Here is a 10,156-nt window from a genome sequence, read left to right on the forward strand (position 1 = left end):
ATCTCCTTATTTAAGTGGTACAAACATGGATGATCTAGTAGCACCCATACCTGGGTCTCCGTGTTGAACTCTTTTTCTGGTTGGTGCGTATTCACCGAAGTAATGACCAATCATTTCAGGTTCAATGGTAACTTCTACAAAATTTTGACCATCATAAATACCGAAAGTGGTTCCGACCATTTCAGGTATTACAATCATGTCTCTACAATGGGTCCTAACTACAACAGGACGACCATCTTTAGTTCCTTCTTTATTTAATTTTCTCATTTTATCCAAAACAATTTGTTGTCTTGGTAAGAATCCTCTTTTTAAAGATCTTCTTTGTCTTGCAGGGAGTAATTCCATAACTTCCTCTAAAGACATAGCTTGAAGTTCTTCAAGAGTATAACCTTTATATTTAAATATTTTTCTTGCCAATGAAACACCCTCTATCTATCTTTTTAAACCTGTTCTTTTAGCTGCAATTGAACCAACTTTTCTTCCTGGTGGTGCATGTCTTGAAACAGTGGTAGGACGACCAGGATGTTGTCTGTTACCTCCCCCGTGAGGGTGATCTACAGCGTTCATAGCTACTCCTCTAACAGTCATGAACTTCTTACCTTTAGCTTTGTAAGCATGCCATCTTTTACCTGCTTTAAGGAACGGTTTATCTTTTCTACCTCCACCAGCAACTACACCGATACTTGCACGGCAGTTAGGGTTTAAGTATTTTAATTCACCGGATGGTAATTCTACAACAGCTTGGTTTGCATCATGAGTAACTACAGAAGCGTAAGTTCCAGAAGATCTTACAAAACGACCTCCGTCTCCAGGAGTGTTTTCGATATCGTAAATTGGGGTACCTTCAGGAATTTCAGCAAGTGGTAATGTGTTACCGAATTTGATAGGAGCAGAAATACCACATTCAATTTCATCATCGATTTGAATGCTTTCAGGTGCTAATATAAATTTCTTTTCACCATTTTCGAATTTTACTTCTGCGATAGGAGCGGTTCTTGCTGGATCGTGAACGATGTCAATAACTTTTCCTTTGATACTTCCTTCTTTTTCTAATGCATCGTAAGATCTGTATCTGATTTTATCTTTAAAACGATGTGAAGCAACACGGTGAGCAGGAGTTCCTCTTCCTCTTCTTTGGTGGATTAATCGTTTTCCCATATTTCATTCCTCCTTAGAATACTCCTAATCTGACAGCGATTTCTTCCGCCATTTCTTCTTCAACAAGTTTGATATATGCTACTTTTACACCTTTAGTAGTAATGTGAGTGTTGACTCTTGCTACTTTTTCTTCATATAAATCTTCAAAAGCGTATTTGATTTGATTTTTGTTAGCTTTACGATTTACAACGAACGCAATCTCATTATTTAAATCGATTAAGTTCATGGTTTTTTCAGTAACATGAGGTTTAATAATAACTGAATATGAATCCATAATATCACCTTATTTTTCCAAAATTATTGGAATAAACCTCCTAACTTTTCAACAGCTGATTTGGTGTAAATAGTGAGTCTTCCAGCATGGGTACCAGGTGCTAATAATTCAGCATTTAAGTTTTCTGCAACCACAACATCTACACCAGCGTGGTTTCTTGCACCTAAGGAAATACCTTTGTCTTCACCGACTACAACGAGAGGTCCTTTTACTTTTTTGTATTTTCTTCCTCTTGTTTTACCTCTACCAGCTCTGATTCTTTTACCTTCTTTTGCACGAATGATATCGTCGTAAACTCCTAATTTTTCAAAGATTTCACGAGTTTGTTTGGTAGTTTTTACTTCTTCAATATCATCTTCAACAATAATAGGAACTTGTTCTAAGTCTTCCACTTTGTGGCCTCTGTTTTCAACAAGTTCTTTGTTAACAGTTGCTGCAACAGCAGATCTGATAGCAAATCTTCTTTCTTTTATGTTGATTTTTTCATGATGATTTTTTTCTGCTCTTGTTGGGTGAGCTTGTCTACCACCAATAGCCATTGGTACAAAAGCTGCTTTGGAACCATTTTTAATCCTTGGTACTCTTGCGGTACCTCTACCTGAACCCCATCCTTTAGCGGAAGTTCTTTTACCTGCCATTGGGTCATTACCCCATGGTTGTACTCTAGCAGATTGTGCAGAAAGTACAGCTCTTTTGATTAAATCTGGTCTGTATACTTCATCAAAAATAGCTGGAAGTTCAATATCTTCTTTGACTTCCCCATTAATAGAATAAACGTTAACTTTCATGATTATACCCCTTGTTTAGATTTTGTACTTATATAGTTAATTTGAGGTATATCCTCAGCTTTATTATTAGGTCTGATAGGTTGTCTTAAGATTACTAATCTTTTGGAAGGACCTGGTAAGGAACCTTTAACTAATACGTAATCATTTTTGACAAGTCCGTATTTAACAAATCCACCATCTGGGTTGATTTGGTCAACTTCGTCAGCTGATGCGATTTTTAGGATTCTTTTATTGAATTCAGTTCTTTTGTGGTAACCCATTTGACCTGCTTGAGCTACAGTCCACATGGTTCTTCTTGGTGTCCAAGGACCAATGGAACCGACGTGTCTACCTTTACCAGCTCTGACAGCTTTACCGTATTGAATCCTAATTCCCCATCTTTTTACTACACCTTGGAATCCTTTTCCTTTTGTGGTTGCAATTGCATCAACAAATTCACCTTCATTGAAGATTTCACTAGCTTTTACTTCGTTACCTAATAATTCTAATGCGGTGTTTAATTTTTCTTCAGGATTTGCTCCTCCGATACCACATTCAAATATATCTGGTTTTTTCTTAGGTACGCTAGTTACTTTTGGATTTGTGTGTACTAAGACTCTAATTTCTTCTGTGTTTTCTAATGCACCTTGTATTTTTGCAATAGCTTCAGATTTGTTGTATTCTTTCGGAAGTGAAATTTTCCTTGAAAGTTCTTGATCTAAATTGTCTGCAAGTACTTCGGTGATTACTTTCAAACCACGAGAAGTTTTTTCATAAGCTCTAATTCCCATTACTACGACTGGAGGTACTTCCAATACAGTTACAGGAGTGAAAATATCCATTCCTTGAGTTGGAGAGTTTTTATCAGTATCAGTGACTAAAGCGTGAGTCATGCCGACTTTATAACCTGCGAGGCCGAGTAATTTTGGTTCATCTGATTTTGGCCAAGATTTTATTCTAGGGGTTTCTTTAGCTGCTCTTTTTCTTGGACTAAAAGCAACAGACCCTTTTCTTGGTTGATGATGTCTAACCATTTAATTTAACCTCCTTATTTATATTTTTCCGTATTTTTTAATTATTTTAATTTTTTATACTCCAATAGTCGAATGAACAACTATCTATGAGTTTTGATGAAATAAATTCATCGAGATGATAAATAGCCACAAACAAGTTTGTAACTAGATAAATATCAAATTTTAATATATTCAGTTGAGTTTAAGCTAATTGAAGCACAAACAAGAATATATTTAATGTATAAACCATTCTGTGCTAAGACCATATCTAGGAAGTCCTAAAAATATAATCTGTATAAAAAGTTGAGCAAGTTATCTATTAGCGTGTAAAACTAATAATTTAAAGAGAATTAAAATCTAATAAAGTTAAATAAAGAAAGTGTAGCGACAACTGCCTCTTCAGTTCTAACAGTTTCAGTTCCCTGTCCAGGAAGGGTATTCACTTTATACAAATCCCAGCTAGGATTGGAAACATCTTCTGAAATTGAAGAATAAGGGCCACCAAATAAAATAGCAATACTTTTACATTCATCTACTTTATCTTTTAATTCATCAAAAATAGAATCAATATAATCTCCATATCTTGTAGTTTCCACAACAAGATCAGGTTTAATTAATTTTAAGCTATTTTTAAGACTCTTATTAGAGGAGATAACCTTGTATCCCCAGTAAACGTCATCTGGTTTATCAGGTGTGACTATTACTTCTTTCTTAGCAATCTTAGTAATCTTAAAGTCAAAAATCTTTTTGACAGTAAGCTGCTCTTTACAGAATGCAAGTTTATCCATACCTATATCAACATAAGTTCCTTTCTTGTTTCTCTTAACAGTGAACCCTTGTCTATAATCACCCACGTCTGGCTGATCATTTAAAGGATGATGAGGAGTCCTAAGTGGCGGAAGGATACCTACATGCCTCAGTTCGGATTTTATAGGAATAGCTTGTTTCCTCAAGTATTGAGGAGTATTCATATAATTTAAAACTTCAGCAATAAAATCTCCATCCTCTTTCCCATCAACATTCTTGTCATGATTATCATTGTAAATAATCACGTTATCTGCTTTGAAAATCGCTAAAGCTCTTGCTATAATCCCTACTTTATAAGTACGAATTTTAAGATCTTTAGACTCAGAAAGAAATGAGTTTGGAATAAATATAGATAGCTCATCTTTATACATTAGTAATACATTTGGAATGTAAACTATATAAAGATTACCCTACATTTATATAGCTATCACTAAATAGACTTACACATTTACAAAATATTATATCAGTTATAATATCCGTAGCTTCTTTTTATGCTACCAACTTTTTTATACTCAGAGAATATATTAATATAGAATATGTACTATCCACTATATAAAGGTATGGTTTTTTGGCATGAAAAATAGGAAAATTGAAAAATTGAAATTATTTTAACTCCGCCCGAATCACAATAACTTCAACATCTTGCTTTTCTTTAGTGTGAAAATCATAAATCTTCGGAATTGGAAAATCATACCTGAAAATATGGGTTATCTCACAGCCATTGTCATGGTAATAATCTATTAGAAAGTCCTGTGTTGATGCCATATGAAATGAATAAAAAACTTCAGGACTAAGTTCAATTGCCTTTTTGACAAATTTCAAGTCCTGACCTGAATCGGCTTTCCTTTGAGATCCGAAGGGAGGGTTCTGAAATACAGTATCTGGATTTATCGGTCCACTAAATTCACAGATGTCAGAGACGATGAAATCTACGCCGTCAACATTTAACTTATCGCAAACATCCCTTGCAAGACCGATTGAATCGGCATCGATATCTACACCAACTGAAGAATTTGCACCCATAAGACGGGACGCTATTGCAAAAACACCTGTACCACAGCCCAAATCAACAATATTTTTATCCAGAATGTCACCCAGAGAATATGCATTCCAAACCAGATCAGAAGCTATGACGGAAGGTGTGGTGTACTGTTCAAGGCCTACCTTCGGATTGGGATGTGAGGGTATTGACTGAAGCCTCATTTCCAAATGTTTCTTGCGGGTAATTTTTTTCATATTAATCTAATAAAATATTAATATATCAAGCAATATATAATTATATATTAATGAAAAAATTATAGAGGTTTTAAAATGTTTGAAAAAATCTTAATAGCAAATAGAGGTGAAATAGCAATTAGAGTAATGAGAGCATGTCGTGAACTCGACATTAAAAGTGTAGCTATTTACTCTGATGCGGACAAAACTTCCCTATATACAAATTATGCTGATGAAAGCTATGAACTGGGAAATCCTTCACCATCACAATCCTATTTAAATATTGAAAAAATCATCGATATAGCACTCGAATCCGGGGCTGATGCAATTCACCCAGGTTACGGATTTTTAGCTGAAAACCCTAAATTCGGTGAAGCATGTGAAAAAAACGGAATAAAACTTATCGGACCAAGCGGAGACGTAATCAATAAAATGGGAGATAAGATCACATCAAAAGCTCTTATGAAAAAGGCAGGAGTTCCGGTCATTGAAGGAACCCCTGAAGGAGTAAGTGATATTGAAGAGGCTAAAGAAATCGCCGCTCAAATCGGATACCCTGTCATCGTTAAGGCTTCCGCCGGTGGTGGAGGAATTGGTATGCGTGCAGTCTACAAGGAAGAGGAACTCGTAGAAGCAATCCAGGCAACCCAATCCGTAGCATCCACAAACTTCGGTGACTCAACAGTATTCATTGAAAAATACCTTGAAAAACCAAGACACATCGAATTCCAACTCCTGGCTGACGAGCATGGAAACGTAATCCACGTAGGGGACAGGGAATGTTCCATCCAAAGAAGACACCAAAAGCTTCTCGAAGAGGCTCCATCCCCAATCATGACCGAAGAGCTAAGGGAACAGATGGGTGGAAGTGCAGTTAAGGCTGCAGAATACATAGGATATAAAAGTGCAGGAACCGTTGAATTCCTATACGACAACGGCGAATACTACTTCCTTGAAATGAACACACGTATTCAAGTGGAACACCCAATCACCGAACTGGTAACCAATACAGATTTAATCAAGGAGCAAATCAAAATCGCCAACGGTGACGAGCTGACATACTCACAGGATGACATCAAGGTAACAGGTCACGCTATCGAATGTCGTATCAATGCGGAAGACCCATTAAACGACTTCTCACCAAACCCCGGTAAAATCACAGGTTACAGATCCCCTGGTGGACCAGGTGTACGTCTTGACAGTGGAGTTTACATGAATTATACAATTCCAACATTCTATGATTCAATGATTTCCAAGCTAATCACCTATGGAAGAGACAGAACCGATGCCATAAACAAGATGAAAAGGGCATTGAGCGAATATATCATTTTAGGTGTAAAAACCACAATTCCATTCCATAAAGCAGTTTTAAGAAATCCTAACTTCATTTCAGGAGACCTGAACACCCACTTCATCGATACCTACAAACAGGGAATCGAAGAAGAGATGGTAAATGTAATCTCCGAGGATTTAGACCACATGAACAAATTGAAATCCACATTCATGCCGGCTAAAAAGATTGCTGCTATTTCAGCGGCAGTTGGATCATACCTGAACGCTGCAAACGAAGAGATACAAAAAAGACAATAATTAGATGAATATGAAAACCGAGATAATAAACTTGCTTGAAAAGGAGAGTGAATTATCCGGTGAAATAAACGATGAAAACATCAATGGATTTTCACAGCTGGTCAGGGACATCGGCAAAAGGAAAACCGAATATCTCGACAGGTGTGAAATATCCAACGGGTTGAATACAAAATTCATAGCAAAGAACTTATACCTCTATAACGAAGTAGGTTCAACAAATACCCTTGCCAAGTATTTGGCTAAAAACGGTATTGAAAACGGAAGTGTAGTAATTTCCGAAAAACAGAACAACGGAAGAGGAAGAACTGGAAAATCATGGGAATCACCGTTGGGAGGAGTGTGGATGTCCATCATATTATCTCCCGAGGTTGATATCTCCAAAATTCCTCTTATAACCATCACAACAGGAGTTGCCGTTGCAATCGCCCTTGAAAAGATAGGGGTTCACAATCCTGAAATCAAATGGCCGAATGACATAATAATAAACGGCAAAAAGGTCTGCGGAATTTTAACCGAAGCGGTAAGCAACTTCAACACAATAGAAAACATCATTGTTGGAGTGGGAATAGATGCAAACCTCTCCATTGAGAAATTGCCTGGCGAACTGCAGGAGATAACCACCACCCTTGAAATTGAACTTGGAAAAAAGGTCAATGAAAATATACTGATTAAACTATTTTTGGAAGAATTCGAAAGGGTTTATGAATTGCTAAATGATGACTGTGTGGAAGACATACTGAGAGAATGGAGAAAACGTTCATACAGTGTCGGAAAACTTGTGGAAGTGAGAAAGCCACATCAAAAGTCATACGATGCATATGTCATAGGAATTACAAAAGACGGTGAACTGGTTGTTGAGAAAAATGACGGTACATTCGAAAAGGTAATTTCCGGGGAATGCATAATCAAAAGATAATTTTTCTGCATTCATCCTCATCTTGAACGACACTTACAAGCTTATCGAATGATGAAGATATCTTTTGTGCAAGATCATCCAAATCCAAATTGAATGTATCATTGGTTGAGAGATCAAATCTTATTGTTGCTGAGGCACCAGGCATTCCAACAGAAGGGATGGTGATTATTCCATAGTCCCTAAGCAATATAAAAGAAAATACAAATGCCAGGTCATTGTCTGACAGGTCATGCGGAACAGTGATTTCAGAGGCCAAACCCTCAGGAGAAATCATGACCCCATTCGGAGTCTTTTCAAAGCTGTCGAATTTCTGATTCAATATATCGAAAAGCTTCTCCTTTCTGTCAAAACTCTTTATCAGGTTTTCACCATTGAAGTTCTTGATTCCGTTCATCATTGCAAGAACCAATGGAGGCTGTGCTTCAAGACCGAACTGGTTGACCTTAACCTTAATCTTATCTATAAAATCAGCTTTACCAGCCATCAGTCCACCCCTAGGACCGGGCATCAACTTGTCTGTGCTGGTAATTGCAATATCCGCTCCCAAATCGCAGGCCCTTTTTTGATTGAACACAACTGTTCTAAGCCTTGCACCGGAAGCGTCATCAACCATGACAGGAATTCCCCTATCATGAGCCATTTCAATGACTTTAATAAATTCATCCTCATCAATTACCTGCAAATCCATGGTAGATCCTGTCACTACAACAAGGGATGTGTTTTCAGGTATTGTAAACTCATCAAAAACATCAGTTTCAAAATAGTTTGCACCTACAAGATTGCAGCTGCGAGGTATTGACGGGTGAGCGGGCAGTTTTGCAAGGTAATGGACAACATTGGTGTCTTTTTTGACCAATGCTAAAATGGTGGCTAAAATTCCTGATGAAGTCCTGTTTAATGGAAGAACCTTTTCTCCACCCATATGTTCTATTCCCACTTCCTGAAGCGCATCTTCAAAGATAGCTGGACCAACATAGGTTTCCAAAAGATTCAATTCTGATGGAGATGCAATAAAACCACCAGACAATCCAGTTAAATCAAATAAGAAATCACGGCCTTTATTCTCAACTATATCCCTAATAATTGACAAGGCCTTTTCCCTTTTTTTAACTTCATCCAAGGAATTATTTATAATCATTCAGAGTCATCTAACTGTAATTTATAATCTTCAAAGAACTCAATAATGGATTTTAACTGTTTTTCAGTAATTTCCACATTGGTATATTCCTCATCTTCAGGAATTCCATAGAAATAATCTGCAAATAATACTTTACCGTCAGGTGAAGTAATAATAGTGATCCCATCAGAAAGTTTATCAGGATTCTTATTTTGGAATTCAAGCTCTAAAGAAATACCAATTTTTTCAGAAAACTTTGCTTTTTCTTCCGGTTCTCTGTTACATTTCCTAATTTTTGTCATTCTTGATTTTAGTTTTTTTTCTGCAGCTTCGTTAATATCAGCCATAAACAACACTCCATAAAATTGTTATGATAAAGTAATAATTATTTTAAAATATACTATAAACTAATTCATATATAAGTATTTCTTATTCAAACTAATCATATAGACTATTTCCCTGACTATCCATCGCAACTATAAGTGGTCCGAAATCCTTGACTTTTAAATTCCACATCGCCTCAGGCATTCCAAGGTCCAGCCAGTCCACACTTTCAATCTTTTCAACTGCATCAACATATAGCGCAGCACATCCTCCGGTAGCCACAACATATAATGCGTTGTTGCGAATCAGTGCCTCACGTACGGAATCATCCATACCGCCCTTACCTATGACTATCTTAGGACCCATGTCCAGAACGTCACTTTGATACGGATTCATTCTCATTGAGGTTGTGGGACCTATAGCTACCATTTCATATTCATCGTCTTTTTTGGAAATGATAGGTCCTGCATGAAAAAGGGCTGCGCCTTCAATATCCAAAGGAGCACCTTCCTCCAGAAGACGTTTATGTGCCTGGTCTCTTGCAGTCAATATATTTCCAGTAAGATAAACTACATCTCCCGCTTTTAATTCATTTAAATTTTCATCTTTAATCGGAACAGTTAATTTTTTTTCCATTTATTACACCTTACAATTAGTATAAAAATAATATTTATCATACATATATAAAATTTTTAATTTTATAAATTTAATGGCAAAAAACAAGAATCCTTCAACCACTTCTGAAATGCCGATTGAACCTCTCCGGTAAAGAAACCGGAGAATTTGTTCAATTTAATTTGAAATAGACTGAAAAAAATATTAGATTGCTTCAGGTATGGACGAATCAACCTTGAAGCATCTGTTAAATCCGTATACTTTGAACAACCTCGCCTTGAAGAAGGCGAGGATTCCTAGATTTTTCATGTTTATTTGCTCAATCGTTTATTGAGTGTTTTCTAGGCAATCCCCGGGGCA

At 36.6% G+C, this 10,156-nt stretch carries 12 protein-coding genes; 2 read left to right on the forward strand and 10 right to left on the reverse strand.

What is annotated here, in order from left to right:
• Positions 1 to 6: 6 nt before the first annotated feature.
• The 7 genes from rpsS to QZV03_RS04160 form a co-directional block, all read right to left on the reverse strand.
• Positions 7 to 417: a 30S ribosomal protein S19 gene (gene rpsS / locus QZV03_RS04130; protein ID WP_296874437.1), complete on the reverse strand. Its 411-nt coding sequence runs from the start codon at positions 415 to 417 to the stop codon at positions 7 to 9.
• Positions 418 to 432: 15 nt separating this feature from the next.
• Entirely contained in the window at positions 433 to 1,158 is a 726-nt protein-coding gene (locus QZV03_RS04135) for a 50S ribosomal protein L2 (RefSeq protein WP_296874438.1), read from the reverse strand.
• Between the two features lie 13 nt (positions 1,159 to 1,171).
• Entirely contained in the window at positions 1,172 to 1,432 is a 261-nt protein-coding gene (locus tag QZV03_RS04140; protein WP_296874439.1) for a 50S ribosomal protein L23, read from the reverse strand.
• Between the two features lie 23 nt (positions 1,433 to 1,455).
• Positions 1,456 to 2,220 carry a 50S ribosomal protein L4 gene (rpl4p, locus tag QZV03_RS04145; protein WP_296874440.1) on the reverse strand — a complete coding sequence of 255 codons (765 nt, stop codon included), beginning with the start codon at positions 2,218 to 2,220 and terminating at the stop codon, positions 1,456 to 1,458.
• 2 nt (positions 2,221 to 2,222) lie between these two features.
• Positions 2,223 to 3,233: a 50S ribosomal protein L3 gene (rpl3p, locus tag QZV03_RS04150; protein WP_296874441.1), complete on the reverse strand. Its 1,011-nt coding sequence runs from the start codon at positions 3,231 to 3,233 to the stop codon at positions 2,223 to 2,225.
• A 329-nt stretch (positions 3,234 to 3,562) separates the two neighbouring features.
• Positions 3,563 to 4,390, reverse strand: a complete 828-nt coding sequence (locus tag QZV03_RS04155; RefSeq protein ID WP_296874442.1) for a putative RNA uridine N3 methyltransferase — start codon at positions 4,388 to 4,390, stop codon at positions 3,563 to 3,565.
• 232 nt (positions 4,391 to 4,622) lie between these two features.
• Positions 4,623 to 5,255, reverse strand: a complete 633-nt coding sequence (locus QZV03_RS04160) for an METTL5 family protein (RefSeq protein ID WP_296874443.1) — start codon at positions 5,253 to 5,255, stop codon at positions 4,623 to 4,625.
• A gap of 75 nt (positions 5,256 to 5,330) precedes the next feature.
• Here QZV03_RS04160 and QZV03_RS04165 point away from each other — a divergent pair, with 75 nt between their 5' ends.
• Positions 5,331 to 6,824, forward strand: a complete 1,494-nt coding sequence (locus QZV03_RS04165) for an acetyl-CoA carboxylase biotin carboxylase subunit (protein WP_296874444.1) — start codon at positions 5,331 to 5,333, stop codon at positions 6,822 to 6,824.
• A gap of 4 nt (positions 6,825 to 6,828) precedes the next feature.
• Entirely contained in the window at positions 6,829 to 7,740 is a 912-nt protein-coding gene (locus QZV03_RS04170) for a biotin--[acetyl-CoA-carboxylase] ligase (RefSeq protein ID WP_296874445.1), read from the forward strand.
• Here the strand turns inward: QZV03_RS04170 and QZV03_RS04175 are convergent.
• From QZV03_RS04175 to QZV03_RS04185, 3 genes are all read right to left on the reverse strand, one after another.
• On the reverse strand, positions 7,730 to 8,878 hold the full coding sequence (locus tag QZV03_RS04175; RefSeq protein ID WP_296874446.1) for a TIGR03576 family pyridoxal phosphate-dependent enzyme: 1,149 nt from the start codon (positions 8,876 to 8,878) through the stop codon (positions 7,730 to 7,732). The genes QZV03_RS04170 and QZV03_RS04175 overlap by 11 nt on opposite strands.
• Positions 8,875 to 9,204 carry a hypothetical protein gene (locus QZV03_RS04180; protein WP_296874447.1) on the reverse strand — a complete coding sequence of 110 codons (330 nt, stop codon included), beginning with the start codon at positions 9,202 to 9,204 and terminating at the stop codon, positions 8,875 to 8,877. Before QZV03_RS04180 ends, QZV03_RS04175 begins: the two co-directional genes overlap by 4 nt.
• Before the next feature lie 91 nt (positions 9,205 to 9,295).
• Positions 9,296 to 9,817: a FumA C-terminus/TtdB family hydratase beta subunit gene (locus QZV03_RS04185; protein WP_296874448.1), complete on the reverse strand. Its 522-nt coding sequence runs from the start codon at positions 9,815 to 9,817 to the stop codon at positions 9,296 to 9,298.
• Positions 9,818 to 10,156 lie beyond the last annotated feature (339 nt).

Source organism: uncultured Methanobrevibacter sp. (genome assembly GCF_902788255.1).
Taxonomy (GTDB): Archaea; Methanobacteriota; Methanobacteria; order Methanobacteriales; family Methanobacteriaceae; genus Methanocatella.